The organism is Nitrosomonas sp. Is35 (assembly GCF_033063295.1).
In the GTDB taxonomy this organism is placed as follows: Bacteria; Pseudomonadota; Gammaproteobacteria; order Burkholderiales; family Nitrosomonadaceae; genus Nitrosomonas.
Genome location: NZ_JAWJZH010000001.1, coordinates 579261 through 595860, shown reverse-complemented (window position 1 = coordinate 595860; position 16600 = coordinate 579261). Strand labels below are relative to the sequence as shown.

Here is a 16600-nt window from a genome sequence, read left to right as displayed (position 1 = left end):
AGCCGCTGCCGGGAATTTCTAATAATCGATCTGTAATATCGTTATCGCTTATCCACTGACCACCGATGAACCTAAAAAATACTGTTTTGCCATCAGGACGTTCTGCAAAGGCTATAGGTATCGAATTAGTTGTTTGGTTAAATACGAGTTGAGAATTATAGCTATGCCGCCACTGTATACCAATATGACGATCAAGTGTATTTTGTGCACTGTTGTAATAACGTGTGAATTTAAGTAATTGGGAGTCATAATCGGATTCAAATACATACTTATTGCCGGTTCGAGTATGTATAGGATTACCCGCATAAAGCGGGCAGCTATTTGAATCATAACCAAGATTTTTTATTAGGGCCTGTTAACACAATCTGATTGCTTCGACGATGAGAGCGAAGTGGATAAAGGAGATGAAGACGACATCGAGCTTATCGAACCTGGAGAAGATGCGGCGAAATCCCTTGAGCCTTCTGAACAATCGTTCGATCTCGTTGCGTTTTTTGTACATGGCACGGTTGTATTCCCAGGGTGACAAGCGATTTGCTTTGGGCGGAACAACCGGGATGTAACCCAAATCTAGTGCCAGTTGCCGGGTTTGGTCGCCCTCATAAGCACGATCCATCAGCAGGTAGGTGGGCGTATTGACGGGACCGAGGGAAAGCAAAAGCTGCCTGCCCTCTGGCGCATCGTGGGCGTGACCGGGCGAGAGGGCAAAGCTTATGGTTGTTCTGGAATCTGCGGCAACCAGATGAATTTTGGTGGTCCATCCACCTCGAGATTTTCCGATGGATTGGGGGCCGTTTTTTTTAACGCACCCGTACCGTCGGGATGGACTTTGATGCTGGTGCTGTCCAGCGAAACAGTTTCAATACGGATACGGATGATTTGCTGATGCTGAAGTTGCCCAAATACATGGCTCAGTACACCACTCTTTGCCCAGCGATTCATGCGGGTATAGATGGTATGCCAGTTGCCGAATCGCTTGGGCAGTCCTCGCCACTTGCAGCCATGCTCGGCAACGTAAAGAATGGCATTGAGAACTTGCAGATTGGAATGGCTGACGTTGCCACGCTGACGCGGCAGGCAGTGCTCGATCTGTTGATATTGAGTTTCGGTGATTTCCATCACCAAATTATATCAAATAGCGTTAACAGGCCCTAGATTGATATTCGCAGTATTCTGTTCACAATTGTACGCCGCTACTCCAGCAACTGGCATTCCACCATAAGAACAGACATACCATGGCCACATCGCTTGTGTAGCAGTAAAAGTCCAAGGTATACCAAGGTTGAGACCAGATACTGTGCACGTAACATTCTGTTGTGCATATATTATCTCCTGAGAACAAGAAACAGATGTTGCGTTGTAATATGTTGCAATTGTGATAGGACATGTAGATTTAATAGAGGCAAAAGGAGTTCCTCCGAGCATGCAACCAACAAGCTTTGCAGGATAAGAAATTATTTCAGCTTTAACTGAGAAAGATTGGAATCCTAAAGATATAAGTATTAGAGCAAAGGTTGTTAATAAATTAGGTATATTTTTCCTTTTGTTGCCAATAAAATTCCCTGTCATTACTACCTCCCAACACTGGTTGATTGGCTTTGGCTAAAGCTAAAGAAACTGCAGTCGCACCCTATGCACTGGTGAAAACAGTGCGATCATTATTACATTGCAAAAACTTGAAAGATAACTATATTATCTCTTTAAAAATCGGAATTTTATTGTCAATTCTTCAAACTAATACTATAAATAACAGCCCGATTACCACCCATTTCTTGATTAACTACCCAAGATTGGCTCTGAGTGATGAATCGGCGAGAGATATAGCAAACCGAGTCTGCACATAATGCGAGACCTTTACAAAACCCAATTTCCAAGAAAACTTAATTAGGGCCTGTTAACACAATCTGATTGCTTCGACGATGAGAGCGAAATGGATAAAGGAGATGAAGACGACATCGAGCTTATCGAACCTGGAGAAGATGCGGCGAAATCCCTTGAGCCTTCTGAACAATCGTTCGATCTCGTTGCGTTTTTTGTACATGGCACGGTTGTATTCCCAGGGTGACAAGCGATTTGCTTTGGGCGGAACAACCGGGATGTAACCCAAATCTAGTGCCAGTTGCCGGGTTTGGTCGCCCTCATAAGCACGATCCATCAGCAGGTAGGTGGGCGTATTGACGGGACCGAGGGAAAGCAAAAGCTGCCTGCCCTCTGGCGCATCGTGGGCGTGACCGGGCGAGAGGGCAAAGCCTATGGTTGTTCTGGAATCTGCGGCAACCAGATGAATTTTGGTGGTCCATCCACCTCGAGATTTTCCGATGGATTGGGGGCCGTTTTTTTTAACGCACCCGTACCGTCGGGATGGACTTTGATGCTGGTGCTGTCCAGCGAAACAGTTTCAATACGGATACGGATGATTTGCTGATGCTGAAGTTGCCCAAATACATGGCTCAGTACACCACTCTTTGCCCAGCGATTCATGCGGGTATAGATGGTATGCCAGTTGCCGAATCGCTTGGGCAGTCCTCGCCACTTGCAGCCATGCTCGGCAACGTAAAGAATGGCATTGAGAACTTGCAGATTGGAATGGCTGACGTTGCCACGCTGACGCGGCAGGCAGTGCTCGATCTGTTGATATTGAGTTTCGGTGATTTCCATCACCAAATTATATCAAATAGCGTTAACAGGCCCTAAATTAGCTGTAAGAATTACTAGCGTTGTTTACAGTATTTGGGAGAATACTGTAGATGAACATACACAAACGCACCCGATTAACTTTATTAGATCGTCAGGAAATCTGGCGGCTTTATCAAACCCGGCTGTGGAAGGTGGCGCATTTGGCGGAACGCTTTCATGTCAGCCGGCCAACGATTTATGATGTACTGAAACGCGCGAGACTGCAGGAATTTACGCCGCGTGACAGTACCAATCAGCGGTTCAAGACGTTGCAATACGGTCTTAAGCGCCTGGCTAAGGTCGAACAAGCCATCCAGGAACGGCTCAAGCGTGAAGCCAAACGCTATAACAAGTCTTACCCAGGCGAGCTTGTTCACTTTGATACCAAGCGGCTTTCCTTGTTGAAAGGGCAATCCGCCAATGAACCTCGCGAGTACCTGTTTGTGGCCATCGATGATTTTTCCAGGGGGGGGTGTCCTAGATTTTGTGTAAACGGCGGTTAATAATGCCGAGGCATTCTTTCGTTAAATTGAATAGTAAACCTGTTTAGTGCCGGTTTCCAATCTCTTAGTGGCATAGACCATTTTTTGGCGATATTGCTGAGAGCCAAATAGAACAATTTGATCACAGCTTCATCGTTGGGAAACGATCCACGGTTTTTGCTGACTTTGCGTAGGCTCATATTGACTGACTCAATCGCATTGGTGGTGTAAATAATGCGCCGTATCTCAGGCGGGTAGTCGAAGAATGGAATGATGCGTTGCCAGTTATTGCGCCAAGATCGGGCGATCGGTGGATAAGCATAGTTCCATTTATCTTCAAAGTCGGCTAACGCGTGTTCAGCCTCATCAATCGTGGCGGCGCTGTAGACCAAACGTAAATCAGCAGCTACTTCCTTGCGTTTATTCCAGCCGACGTAGTTGAGACTATTACGAACCATGTGCACGATACAGAGTTGTACAATGGCATGTGGATAGATGGTTTCAATCGCTTCGGGAAAGCCCTTTAAGCCATCGACACAGGCGATAAAGATATCTTGCACGCCACGATTTTTGAGTTCAGTGACAACGCTGAGCCAGAACTTGGCACCCTCGGTCTGAGCAATCCATAAGCCCAGTATTTCTTTATGGCCCTCCATGTTAATGCCGATCGCCAGGTAAATCGCTTTGGTACGAACGCTACCAGCGTCACGAACTTTGGCATGGATACAATCGAGATAGATCACAGGATACACCGCATCGAGAGGCCGGGATTGCCACTGCTTCACTTCATCCATTACGCCATCAGTGACCGTAGAAATGAGCGTAGGCGATACTTCTGTGCCATACATTTCAGTGAGGTGCTGTTGGATTTCACGCACTGTCATGCCACGGGCATACAGCGAGAGGATCTTGTCATCAAAGCCCGCCCAGCGGGTCTGATGCTTGGAAATGATCAGAGGCTCGAAGCTGCCCTCACGGTCACGGGGGATCTCGATGGGTAACTCACCGAATTCACCTTTCAGGGTCTTACGGCTTTTACCATTTCTGGTATTGCCAGTGGCATTGACTACCGTTTCGTGCTTATCGTGACCAAGATGATCGGCCATTTCTGCTTGCAAGGCACGTTCAACCAACGCTTTGGTGAGTTGCTTGAGAAGACCATGCTCACCGATTAAATCTTCTGGCTTTTTGTAATCGGCCAGCAGGCTATCAATTAAGCCGGCTGGCAGGGGTTTGGGTGTGGTCATTTTTGCTCCAAAAATATATAAACAGTTTCCTGCAATATGACCATTTACACAAAATTATTTACACCTCCAGTAAGTTAGAATATTTTTTCGAAACTTCATCGAAACCAGAAAAATTAGAAACCTCCTCGGCTTTTCCTCTAGCTTCCTTCCGAATAACCTTTTATCTTTCCGAGTAATCTTTTCAATCTGCCATCAAACCCTAAAGCAGCAAGCAGAAAATGACCGCACGCCATTGACCGGGTAAGTTTCACCGGCAACGATTTGAAAGGACGACACATCCAATCGGGCATCCTGAACCGGCAAGGTATCGACCGCCAGCAATTCGCTCGCGATATCCGCAGGTTTCAAATCACAGCGGACGCCGCGGATCAAGCCGATCAGCTTCAACGCATCCACACCGTAAGACTCCAGACTTAATGACTCAAAATAGACTTTTATTCCCTTTGAATCGATCTGGCAGAAATGATCGTTCAGGCGGCACATCATTCGCACCTCGCTTTCATACTGCCAGCTTGAGAATTTGATCGAGATTAATTGGGTTAAATCGGATTCGGTAAAACCGCCGCGCTGCCATGCAGCGTCGACATCCAGCTTGACGTGCTCCGGTTGATAACTGACGCGGATCGCCATATCATCCGGAATTTCAAATACCAACGCAACACCGCGATGACCATCGGCATAATGACTCCATAGCACGGGATCTCGATAGTGTTCTGTAAGACAAATGACGCCGTAGCCCTCATTCATTTGATTTCTGAAGGCTTCCAGCTTGGGCTGTGTATCGCTACCGGAAAAATCGGCAGCACACAATTGAAACGGATCGCTCAGTTCATTGATGCGTGCAATTTTCAACCGGCGGTCACGCAGGGCTCTTAGGGCGAATTCGGAGGAAGTAAAGTGATAAATAATCATGAGCAAATTACCTGCAACCAGCAAGCATTGATAAACAAAGTGCATTGCACCTCACTTTGCTGATATTCAAGCTTGCATAATCGTTATCCCTTCGCACCCACATGTTTTAACAGTGATTCTTCTATTTGCAGCAACCGTAATACGGGATTTTTCAGTTCCTCAGTTTTCGTCCTTGCAAATTTACGAAGCTCATTGAAACAATCAAGAAATCTCTCGTTAATGACAAATTCGATATCAAAACCATACTTAGCTTTAATATTTGCTCGAATTTTCGCAATATCCTTTTCTTGGCTGTATTTTGAGTTCTCTCTCGAGCCCTTAATTATTGGGCTCCATAACATGATATGTCGCTCATAATGGGGAAAATACTTATTGGCATACTCAATATCGCGCGAAAACTTCTCAGTTAGTTTCTGCGCATTATTTGGCCGCCTATCTTTTACATACCTGAGTCCTGTCGCGAGGTGAATAGCAACCTCACAAATATATACCTTACGTTCTTTCAGATTAATTCCCACAACATCAATTTCACCTTGAACATCGGGAGTGTAAAGATTCTTCTGAATAAAATCGCAACCTTTAATGTGCTCCAAATATGAAGCTACTAATTCTTCACCAATATTCAAAACTCGATCCTTGATTCCTTGTACAATCAACAGCATCAGCTCTCATGTTGATACTTTTATTCTTTCTTTCGAATAGATAAAAACTTATCAACAAAACTGTTCCATTCACGGCTTAGAACTATTGGAATTTCACTCTATAAAACCACTCTGCACTGCGCATCAATATAACCTTTCACCGCCTGCGCATCCGCATCCTTAACCACAAACCGTTGCGGCAAGCTCTCCAGATTCTCGAACCCGGCCGGCCGTTCCGTTTCTTGGCCAATGGCTTCCTGGATACTTTCGGCGAATTTCGCCGGCAATGCGGTTTCGAGGCAAATCAGCGGCACGCCGGTTTCGCGGTGTGCTTGGCCGACTTTGAGGCCGTCGGCGGTGTGCGTGTCGACCAGCACCTGATAGCGTTGATAAATGTCGCGTATCGTGGCAATTCGAGCGGCATGGTTGCTGCTGCCGGAGACGAAGCCGTAGTCCTGGATTTTGGCGAATAGCGGCGTTTGCGACAAATCGAAAGGTTTGCCTTGATCAACTGCTGACCACAATTCCCTGACCTGTTGCGCGTTGCGTCCGGTCAGGTCGAAGATAAAGCGCTCAAAGTTGGAGGCTTTAGAAATATCCATCGACGGGCTGCTGGTATGCTGGGTTTCGATGGTGGCACGCGGACGGTAGACACCAGTGCGGAAAAATTCATCGAGCACGTCGTTTTCGTTGGTAGCCAAGATCAAATGTTTTATCGGCAATCCCATCATCCGGGCGACATGTCCGGCGCAGATGTTGCCGAAATTGCCGGACGGCACGGCGAACGATACTTGCTCGTCGTTGCTTTTGGTCGCGGCGAAATAGCCTTTGAAGTAGTACACCACTTGCGCGACGATGCGCGCCCAGTTGATCGAGTTGACCGTGCCGATGCGGTGCGCTTCCTTGTAAGCATGATCGTTGCTGACCGCTTTGACGATGTCCTGGCAATCGTCGAACACGCCGCGGATGGCGATGTTGAAAATATTCTTGTCTTGCAGCGAGAACATTTGCGCGGTTTGGAAGCGGCTCATTTTGCCGAGCGGCGACAACATGAACACGCGAATGCCGCGCTTGCCACGCATCGCATATTCGGCGCTGGAACCGGTATCACCCGAAGTCGCGCCGAGAATGTTCAATTCATCGCCGGTTTTGGCCAATTGATATTGAAACAAATTGCCGAGCAATTGCATCGCGATGTCTTTGAACGCCAGGGTTGGCCCGTTGGACAATCCCAAAATATACAGACCCGGTTCCAGTGTTTTCAGCGGTGTGATATCCGGGGTACCGAACACTTCGGCGGTGTAAGTTTGATGGATGATGCTGCGCAAATCGTCCGCCGGAATGTCGTCGACGAAGCGCGATAGGATCTCGAACGCGAGCGCCGGATAACTTAAATTCCGCCAAGCCGCCAGTTCCGCTGCCGTGATTCTGGGGTAAGTTTCCGGAATGGCCAGTCCGCCGTCCGGCGACAGACCGCTCAACAGGATTTCAGAGAAAGTTTTGGGCGGCATACCGCCGCGGGTAGAAATATAACGCATGGCTGGTTTCTTCAGGTTATGCAACAGCGAGAGACCGGGAGCACAGCAGACGCCCGCAGAGCAGTCCGCTTTCTCCGGACCGGCCATCGCTTTAGTTGTTCAGTTCTTCAATACGCAGGCGGAATACTTTGCCGCTGACCACCGGCAGCGCTTCAATGCGGGCAATCGCCGCGTTGATGTTTTTCTCCACCGTCAAATGCGTCAGCATGATGACACTGACTTGTTCGGATTCGTCGCTCGCTTCTTTTTGCAGCAAGGCACTGATGGAAATATTATTGTCTGCGACAATGCGGGTGATTTCCGCCATCACACCGGGTTTATCGATGACTTGTATGCGCAAGTAATACGAGGTTTCCACTTCTTCCATCGGAATCACCGGCGTATCGGACAGCAAATCGGGCTGGAATGATAACGGCGGCACGCGATGCATCGGATCGGCGGTATGCAGACGCGTCACATCGACCAGATCGGCGATGACCGAGCTGGCGGTTGGTTCCGCACCGGCACCGGCGCCGTAGTAAAGCGTAGCACCGACGGCATCACCCTTGACCACGATGGCGTTCATCACACCTTCGACATTGGCAATCAAGCGCCGTACCGGAATGAGTGTGGGATGCACGCGCAATTCGATACCTTTTTCCACCCGTTTGGTAATCCCGAGCAACTTGATGCGGTAACCGAGTTGTTCGGCATAACGAATATCTTCACCGGTCAACTTGGTAATGCCTTCGGTATACACTTTGCTGAATTGCACCGGAATGCCAAAAGCAATCGCCGACATCAGGGTGATCTTATGCGCGGCATCAATGCCTTCGATATCGTACGTCGGATCGGCTTCGGCATACCCCAGCTTTTGCGCTTCCGCTAACACTTGCTCAAAGGACAATCCTTTCTCACGCATTTCCGACAAAATAAAATTCGAAGTGCCGTTGATAATCCCGGCAATCCAGGTAATGCGGTTGGCCGTTAAGCCTTCGCGCAATGCTTTAATGATCGGGATACCACCAGCTACCGCGGCTTCAAATGCGATGATCACACCCTTAGCACGCGCGGCTGCAAATATTTCCGTACCATGGTTGGCCAGCAGTGCTTTATTCGCTGTTACGACATGTTTGCCGTGCGCCAGTGCTTCCAGGATCAAGTCCTTAGCGATGGTTTGTCCACCGATCAGTTCGACGACAATATCGATGTCGGGATTGGTCGTGATCTCATGCGCATCACCAGTGACAATCACATTGCTATCCGCCAGTGCGCGCGCTTTTTCCAGATCCTTATCAGCGATCATGGTGACGATAATTTCACGGCCCGCGCGGCGGGCAATTTCTTCGCGGTTACGTTTCAAAACAGTGTAGGTGCCGCCACCGACAGTGCCAATTCCTAATAAGCCAATATGGATGGGTTTCATAGCATTTATCAATATAAAAAACAGTGTGTGATTGTAGTACTTACCGGATGACAGGAACCGGAAAGCGAGAAAAAATTACTTGAGAGCTTCTTGATTATGTTCCATACCGTTTGCGGTAGCGTTGCAGAAAATGGGCAATGCGTCCCATCGCTTCGGTCAAATCGTCGACATTAGGCAGAAATACCACGCGAAAATGATCCGGACGCTTCCAGTTAAAACCGGTGCCTTGAACCAATAAAACCTTCTCTTCCAATAACAGATCCAGCGCAAATTTCTGGTCATCCTCGATCGGATAGATTTCCGGATCCAGACGCGGAAACAAATACAGCGCAGCCTGCGGTTTAAAGCAACTCACACCGGGAATTTCCGTCAACAAATTCCAAGCAACATCGCGTTGCCGCATCAAGCGGCCGGTCGGTAATGTCAGATCATAAATACTTTGATAACCGCCCAACGCGGTCTGAATGCCGAATTGCGACGGTACATTGGCGCATAACCGCATCGAAGCCAACATATTAAGCCCGGCGATATAATCGCGCGCATGACTCTTCTCACCCGAAACCACCGCCCAGCCGGAACGAAATCCGGCGGCGCGGTAATTTTTTGACAGGCCATTGAATGTCACAAACAAGACATCGTCGGCCAATGAAGCAATCGAAGTATGCTCGGCATGCTCGTATAAGATTTTGTCGTAAATCTCGTCGGCATAAATGATTAATTGATGCTGACGGGCAATTTCAATGATCTCCAGCAGCAGTTCCTTGGGATATAGCGCACCGGTTGGATTGTTCGGATTGATGATGACAATGGCGCGAGTCCTGGAACTGATTTTTGCGCGGATATCGTCCAGATCCGGCAACCAGCCTGATGCTTCGTCACACAGATAATGTTTGGCAATACCGCCCGACAGAACTACCGCGGCAGTCCATAATGGATAATCCGGCATCGGAATCAGCACTTCATCGCCATTATCCAGCAGTGCTTGCATCGTCAACACAACCAGCTCGGATACACCGTTGCCGATAAAGATGTCGTCCAATTGCACATTGGGAATTTGCTTTTCCTGGGTGTAATGCATGATCGCCTTGCGCGCGGCGAACAATCCTTTGGAATCGCAATAGCCGGAAGCATCTGATAAATTCCGGATGACATCTTGCAGAATTTCTTCGGGTACATCGAAACCGAACGTAGCAGGATTGCCAATATTCAGCTTGATAATGTGATGCCCTTCTTCTTCCATTTGCCGCGCCCGTTCAAGCACAGGGCCGCGAATGTCATAACAGACATTGGTTAATTTACTGGATTTTAAAATTGGACGCATGATAAGCAACGGAATCTATTGAGATGGAATAAGAAACCAAACCCCAAACCTTGCAATACTGAAATTTTCCGATTAAATTGACCCCAGCATTATATATGTTATCCTCGCACTTCCGTGCTGGAAATACGCTATGCCTCTCGTGCGAATTTAGTTTCCTGTCATTTATTACCTGGAAGAAACAGCGCATGAATCCCGGAATCTGTACTATTTCTCTTTGTTGGCTACGGGAGTCATAAACAAAGCTGGAATTGGTCTACTGGCATGATGCCGGTGCATTGTTTTCTTATGTAATCCATTGGAATCTGCCGTCAAGGCATTCGCATCGGAATATTTAGAAACATAGGGCTGCGTAAATAGCGGATCTTCGGCCTTCTTGGCACGTCGGGTATGTTGGGCGGTTATTTCTTTACCAAAGTGAACAACTTTTTCATCACTTTTCACCCATGAATTGGGTTTCTTATTTTGCTTGGATGATCCACCATGCTTGGATCTCTGCTCACCGGTCATTACTTTTTTATTGGCATCGCGAATCTGCGGTTCTTTTGATTCAAATCCTTCGATTTGTTCTGTATTAATTTTGATTCCCAATAATTTCTCGATATCAGCCAGTGCATTATTTTCTTCCTTGCTGGTTAACGAAATGGCAAATCCTTTTGTTCCGGCACGCCCTGTTCTACCAATGCGATGCACGTAATCTTCGGGATTATTGGGTAACTCAAAATTAATCACATGAGATAATTCGTCGATATCAAGACCCCGTGCAGCAACGTCGGTCGCAACCAGTACACGAATCAAACCTTGTTTAAAATTATCCAATGCTTTGGTACGCTGCAGCTGATTTCGATCGCCATGTATCGCTTCGCTTGATATATCGTGCTTGTTGAGCCGCTGCGCTAAACGATCCGCGCCTTGTTTGGTTCGTGTAAATACCAACACTTGTTGCAAATCTTTTTGTTTAATCAGCTGAATCAGTAATTCTTGCTTTCGAGTGGCATCAACCGGATAAACGACATGAGTTATTAATTCACTCACTGAATTTTGTTTGGCCACTTCGATCAGTACCGGGTTTCGTAATATCTTACCTGCAAGTTTTTTGATATCTTCCGAGAAGGTCGCTGAAAACATCAAGTTTTGACGCTGTTCAGGAAGTAACTGAATAATTTGTTTGATATCGGGCATGAATCCCATATCCAGCATTCGATCAGCCTCATCCAAAACCAATATCTCAACTTTTGTCAGCGTTAAAGTTTTTTGCTGAATATGATCCAGCAATCGTCCCGGTGTTGCTACTAAAATCTCTATGCCAGAACGAACAATATCGATTTGAGAATCGATATTTACCCCGCCATAAATAACCGTCGATCTGAGTGCCAAGTGCTTTCCGTATGTTTTGACACTATCATGCACTTGCACAGCAAGTTCTCGCGTTGGAACTAAAATTAATGCACGGATGGGGTGCCTAGCGGGTGACATGCTGGTGTTTGCATGAATCTCCAGCCTTTGCAACATGGGAAGGGTAAAGCTCGCCGTTTTGCCGGTACCCGTTTGAGCCCCTCCCATCACATCTTTTTTTTCTAAAATAACTGGTATTGCTTGTTCTTGTATCGGTGTCGGATTGATATATCCCTGATCAGAGATAGCGCGCAATAATTCGGCAGATAAACCGAGTTGCTCGAATGACATATTTACTGCTCCTGAAAATTTCCTGATTTATTTGCTATATTCATAATTCATCATTGAAGTTTTCGAGAAAAAAAGATTCATTATTTTAATGATAGTTATACGATTCCAACAAACAAAAGAACCCGCACAAGTTATTTTGTGCGGGTTCTCTTCTAGTTACATCATTAGCCTTATTCAGAATTTCAAAACACTCTGAAAAGTAAATAAAAACTGAGCGTAAAAAGTTAAATTACTCTTCATCCTCATCTTCATCATCACTCTGGGCTTCTGTGCTGCCAGCTGATCCTCCAGCCGCTCCTTCACCCTCGTCTTCTTCCTCGTCTTCGTCTTCTCCACTACCGCCTTCATCTTCTTCCTTCACCAAAACCAGCTTGCCAGCTTTCAAGCTCGCATTCAGGTCGGTCTTCGGTACTTCTTCATGTACCAGGTTCTGATGGCAGTCTATACACGTCGCACCTTCCGTCTTCATCTTCTTGTGCGCTTCTTGGGCGTCAGCTCCCGGTGGATTCGGGTTCTTATGGCAGTCACGGCAGGTGATGCTGTCCCATTTCTTCAGGTTCATCCGCGCATCGTGCGCCATGATCAAGCGGCGTTCGTTAAATTTCTCCAGCGTCGAGTAGTCATTCATCAGTTCCAGATACAGTTCTCTCGCGCCATCCACTGCGTGGCTATACACCGCTAAATGAAAGTTCTTGAAGCCTTGCGGTATATGACAATCTTTACAGCTGGGATTGACACCCAACGCACCATAGTGCGTCGATTGTCTTAATTCCGTTTGCGTATAGGTCATCGAGTGGCAGCTGGTGCAGAATTCTTCGGTCGAGAGTGCTGCTTCCCCGCCAAATACGACCGCTACCAGTACGATGCCCAGCAGACCACCTGTCAGCAGCGTGCCTATCGCTCCTTTTTGTATGCCTGTCATTACTCTTTTCCTTTATCTTTTTTGTCCCCTGTCTTTTCCTTTGCGCTGGCTTGGAATTCGTCATGGTACTTGAATTTTGGCTCGCCTACGAAAGTGCCGTCCAGTTTGTAATGCTCGTGCATTGCTTTGACGTCTTTGACCATCTTGTCAAAGTCAAAGGTGTATTTAGGGTCTACTGCAGGGGTGAATGGGGTGTAAGGGGCTTTCGCGCCTTTCCAGGGTGAGCCTTCGTAGTTCAAATGGCAAGCTGCGCAGGCTTCTTCAAAGTGGAAGTCTTGGCCTTTGTCAGCAACCACTTTACGTTGTGTGGTGGTGCCTTTGCTTTCAAATGCTTGTCCTGCCTTGCGGTGGTCGCCACGGTAGTTCTTACCAGGTCCGTGGCACGATTCACAACCTACTGCCGCTAGGGGCTTCTTCGCTGCTTCTATGGTATAGCCGCCTTTCTTGCCGAAGCCGTCTACGTGACAGCCTACGCAGTCTTTGTCTTGGGTGTAGTCTTTTTCCGGATCCAGTTTGGCTTTAACTTTGGCTTCTTTGCGTGCGCCAGGTTTCAGCGATTCCATCGCTTTGGCGTGCGCGGTGTCTTTCCATGCTTTGGCTTGCGATTTGTGGCAGGAGCTGCATTTCGCGCGTCCTTCAAAAGTGTCCGCTATCGCTGCGCCTGAGAAAAATGCGGCTGCTGCCAGAACAGCCAGTAGATAGGTTATTGGGTGTTTCATCCTTCCTCCTTTATGCTTTTTTAATTCAAGTTTTTGATGGCTCGTATTGTACGCTATCGCCGCTTTGTGTAAATGGCTATTTCGCTGGCGTTTCCGTTTACGGTAGCCGGTATACCCAGTAGCCGCCTTGTTGATAGATCAGTTGCGCTACGTCCAGTTCGGTCGGGGCTTTTTTGTCTACAAACGGTAACATCCTCGCCAGTAGGGTTTGGCTGCTCTTTTCGTCACTCAGGAAGAATACTCTGATTTCTTCGTCCGCGACCGATTGCAGGGTGTAGGTGTCAAAGTCGTTTTCCTTCAGTTGCACTTTCATCTGGTTGATCATGCCGTGCATGTTGCCGGTCATCGGGAAGTTCTGAAACGCTACGCCGATTCTGTCGGGGTGCATGAGTCCTGCTTTATACAGGTCGGTGACATGTACGATGACATAGGTTTCCCGGTCTGAGCCTATCAGTTCCCGCAGTTGCTTGACGCCTTCTTCCGCAGGGGCCGTCAGGGCTTCGCTGAAACGTTTGAATTGCTCCCGTTCTTTTTGACTGGCTTTGCTTCCCCAGAATTGTTTTTCATAGGCTTGGATGGCTTCGCTTTGTTCCAACCAGGGGACCGGTATCATCAGCGGTTCGTTCAGGTGGCTGGTAAAGAGTGTGTCGTGGCCGGTGAGCAGTTTGATTTGCCGCGATGTGTCCCACCATGAGAGTATCAGGGCGTCTTTCGGGGCGTGTTTGGCTATCGCCGCTGCCAGGGTGCTAAGTTCCGATGGTTTGCGGTCAAAGTTGTAGAGTATTTCGTTGGTGCTGTTCTTCCAGTAAATTAGTACCGGTGCTTCATCCTTTTGTCTTGCGACGATGAATTCGGCGATGGGTTTGGCTACGCCGTCCGCTTGTACTTTGTATTGGCTTAGCTTGAGTTCGGGCCAGCCCGATAGGTCCATTTTGCTGAACTTCTGGCTGTCGCCTTCCGCGACCAGTTGATATTGATAGGGGGCCGGTACCGGTTTAAACCATAAATACGCAAACCAGCCCAATAAAAGCAAACCTCCCGTCACTAGGATGATTCCTAATGACGGGAGTAGCTTGTCTGACGATCGCACTGCCTTGGCAGTGCGATCTTCTGCGTTAGCGCTTATCAAGCTTCGCTTTGTTTACGTTTGCGCCAGCCTGCCAGTGCCAGTGTTCCGGCTAGCAGCATGCCACCGCCTAAACCGCCCAGAGAGATTTTCTCTGCTGTGCCGTCTAAGTCGAGTAGGCTGGTTTTCTTGGTTTCAAGATTTTTAACACGTTCTTGCAGTGCAACCATTTCACGGATGCGGGTGTTTTCGTCTTGAATCTCAACATAAGCGCGGTTGATCGGACCCCAGCCTTCGGTGTAGGTCCAGCCGCCTGGGTTAACGTGCGCTAGGCCTACGTGCATCTTGGCCAGGTCGTTTTCATGCATTTCCAGCACTTTCAGTTCGATGGCTGCAGGGCTGTTGCCTTTCGACCAGAACAGTTGGGCAAAGTAGGCGTAGCCTTCTTTTTCCGGTGCAGGTGGTGCAGGACGGTTGGTTTTTTGACCGGTCAGCAGGCCTTCTTTGTACAGTTGATGTACGACTGCATTGGCTTCTTGGTATTTAGCCAGTCCTTCCAATGTGCCTTTGTCCATCAGATCGAGGTAGGAGCGGGCAAAACGTTCCGAGTGGCATTGGGTACAAGTGACTACCCATGAGTCCAGACGTTTTTCCGACCATTCACTTTTGATGTTTTCCGCAATTCCAGGAACAAACGGGTAGTTCGCCCAGCGGATTTTTCTGACCATGTTGTGGCTATATTCGCCTTCGTATTCCATGTGGCAGCCGGCGCAGGTTGGTGCGCTTTGTCCGCCTACTGCATAGGCGTCTTTTAACGGTGCTTCCCAGTTCCATTGGTTGCCCAGCATGCCGACAATTTTGCCGTGCTTGGACATGGAGTACGCTTCCCAGTTGTTGTGGTCTACGCCGCTGTGACAGGTTGCGCAGGCTTCCGGTCTGCGGGATTCCGCTGCTGAGAATTCGTGACGGGTGTGGCATGAGTCACATTTGTTTTGGTTGGTGTGGCACATTGAGCAGCCTTCGGCTACTTCACGTTGTGGCATCGCTGCCCATACGGTAGTTTCTACGTTGGCTTTGTAGTCCAGTGCGTGCGATGGGCGTCCATCCGGCCATTGGTCGTGCGGCCAGATCATCGTGTCGCGTTCCGATTCACGTTCCGCAAATTCTGCCAAGTGACAGGTGCCGCATACATCGGCCGTCGGCATTCTGATGTCTTTGGTGTGGTCGGCTTTTTTCTTCGCACCAATGTCTACGTGACAGTCGATACAGCCAACTTCTTTCAGGTTCTCGCCTTCAGCCAGTCTGCCCATCGAGCGAAGGTTCTTTTCGACTTCTTCCAGTTTGGCTTTCTTGTAAAAAGTAGGTTCGCCCGGTTTCAGGTTGCGCACTTTGTCCAGGTTCGCATGGCTGCTTCTCTTCCATGCTTGTACCCATACCGGTGATTCGTCGGTGTGGCATTCCACGCATTCTTTACGGCTTGCTACTTCTTTGTTCGTGGTCGGTGATTTGTAAAATGTCGCCGGATCCAGGTAAATTCCGTACGGGATCGGTTCCCAGTATTGCGCCAGTGTGCCGCGTCCCGCTCCTTGCGCAGGATCTTTGTAGCGCTTAACCAGCGCTTCGTGCAGTTCCTTCGGCGTTACTTTCGTACGGTCCAGTTTCAACGCTTCATACAGTTCGTTCGGTACGCTCGGTATGTCAGCCTGGGCCGCTCCTATCAGCATCCCTCCTAACAGTACCGCTACTATCCTCGGCCATAGCTTGCCTTTCATCTCTCTCTCCTTTGGTTTTCCATAAGTTTCTTCCTTGCCTCTTCTTTACTTTGCTCTTCTTCTTGTTCTCTTCCACCATGAATACCCTTCATATACCCAGTATCCAGAGCTTTTACTTCCTTTATCTATCCATTCCCTCTGCCCATACAATTCCTCATCCCACAGGCAGTAAGCATCTTCTAGACTACTTAGTCACCTCACCACTGTCAAGGGGAC

General features: G+C 48.2%; 15 protein-coding genes and 1 pseudogene. 1 reads left to right on the top strand and 15 read right to left on the bottom strand.

Annotated features, from left to right (window positions below; translation table 11 throughout):
• Positions 1-139: 139 nt before the first annotated feature.
• From R2083_RS15360 to R2083_RS02760, 4 genes and pseudogenes are all read right to left on the bottom strand, one after another.
• Positions 140-292, bottom strand: a pseudogene (locus tag R2083_RS15360) (DUF6531 domain-containing protein); the annotation flags it as partial.
• A 63-nt stretch (positions 293-355) separates the two neighbouring features.
• Positions 356-1119 (bottom strand): IS5 family transposase gene (locus R2083_RS02770; RefSeq protein ID WP_317530936.1). Its coding sequence is split into 2 segments (ribosomal slippage): positions 356-804 and positions 804-1119, totalling 765 coding nucleotides; the frame shifts between segments, so codons are not numbered across the junction.
• Between the two features lie 12 nt (positions 1120-1131).
• The gene (locus tag R2083_RS02765; RefSeq protein WP_317537416.1) at positions 1132-1569 is read right to left on the bottom strand and encodes a hypothetical protein; all 438 of its coding nucleotides are present in this window, start codon (positions 1567-1569) and stop codon (positions 1132-1134) included.
• Positions 1570-1894: 325 nt separating this feature from the next.
• A protein-coding gene (locus R2083_RS02760) for an IS5 family transposase (RefSeq protein ID WP_317529838.1) occupies positions 1895-2658 on the bottom strand; the annotation gives its coding sequence in 2 pieces (ribosomal slippage) (positions 1895-2343 and positions 2343-2658; 765 coding nt in all).
• An 89-nt stretch (positions 2659-2747) separates the two neighbouring features.
• Here R2083_RS02760 and R2083_RS02755 point away from each other — a divergent pair.
• Entirely contained in the window at positions 2748-3179 is a 432-nt protein-coding gene (locus R2083_RS02755) for a hypothetical protein (RefSeq protein WP_317537415.1), read from the top strand.
• Here the strand turns inward: R2083_RS02755 and R2083_RS02750 are convergent.
• The 11 genes from R2083_RS02750 to R2083_RS02700 all read right to left on the bottom strand — a co-directional run bounded on the left by R2083_RS02750 (position 3176) and on the right by R2083_RS02700 (position 16384).
• Complete coding sequence (locus R2083_RS02750; protein ID WP_317537414.1) at positions 3176-4405, bottom strand: IS256 family transposase; 1230 nt, start codon at positions 4403-4405, stop codon at positions 3176-3178. The two genes, R2083_RS02755 and R2083_RS02750, sit on opposite strands and share 4 nt — an antisense overlap.
• 192 nt (positions 4406-4597) lie before the next feature.
• Positions 4598-5362 (bottom strand): DUF2971 domain-containing protein, encoded by a 765-nt coding sequence (locus R2083_RS02745; protein ID WP_317537413.1) that lies wholly within the window; start codon positions 5360-5362, stop codon positions 4598-4600.
• A 38-nt stretch (positions 5363-5400) separates the two neighbouring features.
• Entirely contained in the window at positions 5401-5979 is a 579-nt protein-coding gene (locus R2083_RS02740) for a hypothetical protein (protein WP_317529999.1), read from the bottom strand.
• Between the two features lie 98 nt (positions 5980-6077).
• Positions 6078-7496: a threonine synthase gene (gene thrC / locus R2083_RS02735; RefSeq protein WP_317538964.1), complete on the bottom strand. Its 1419-nt coding sequence runs from the start codon at positions 7494-7496 to the stop codon at positions 6078-6080.
• Positions 7497-7587: 91 nt separating this feature from the next.
• Positions 7588-8901: a homoserine dehydrogenase gene (locus R2083_RS02730; protein WP_317537412.1), complete on the bottom strand. Its 1314-nt coding sequence runs from the start codon at positions 8899-8901 to the stop codon at positions 7588-7590.
• Between the two features lie 94 nt (positions 8902-8995).
• The gene (locus tag R2083_RS02725; protein WP_132429315.1) at positions 8996-10222 is read right to left on the bottom strand and encodes a pyridoxal phosphate-dependent aminotransferase; all 1227 of its coding nucleotides are present in this window, start codon (positions 10220-10222) and stop codon (positions 8996-8998) included.
• Between the two features lie 204 nt (positions 10223-10426).
• Positions 10427-11905, bottom strand: coding sequence for a DEAD/DEAH box helicase (locus R2083_RS02720; RefSeq protein WP_317537411.1), 1479 nt, complete (start codon positions 11903-11905; stop codon positions 10427-10429).
• Positions 11906-12134: 229 nt separating this feature from the next.
• The gene (locus R2083_RS02715) at positions 12135-12827 is read right to left on the bottom strand and encodes a NapC/NirT family cytochrome c (RefSeq protein WP_317537410.1); all 693 of its coding nucleotides are present in this window, start codon (positions 12825-12827) and stop codon (positions 12135-12137) included.
• A complete protein-coding gene (gene cycA, locus R2083_RS02710) occupies positions 12827-13546 on the bottom strand; it encodes a cytochrome c-550 CycA (RefSeq protein ID WP_317529994.1) in 720 nt (239 codons plus the stop codon). The genes R2083_RS02715 and cycA overlap by 1 nt, the downstream gene beginning before the upstream one ends.
• Before the next feature lie 97 nt (positions 13547-13643).
• A complete protein-coding gene (haoB, locus tag R2083_RS02705) occupies positions 13644-14636 on the bottom strand; it encodes a hydroxylamine oxidation protein HaoB (RefSeq protein ID WP_317532046.1) in 993 nt (330 codons plus the stop codon).
• A gap of 35 nt (positions 14637-14671) precedes the next feature.
• Positions 14672-16384 (bottom strand): multiheme c-type cytochrome, encoded by a 1713-nt coding sequence (locus R2083_RS02700; RefSeq protein ID WP_317529993.1) that lies wholly within the window; start codon positions 16382-16384, stop codon positions 14672-14674.
• Positions 16385-16600 lie beyond the last annotated feature (216 nt).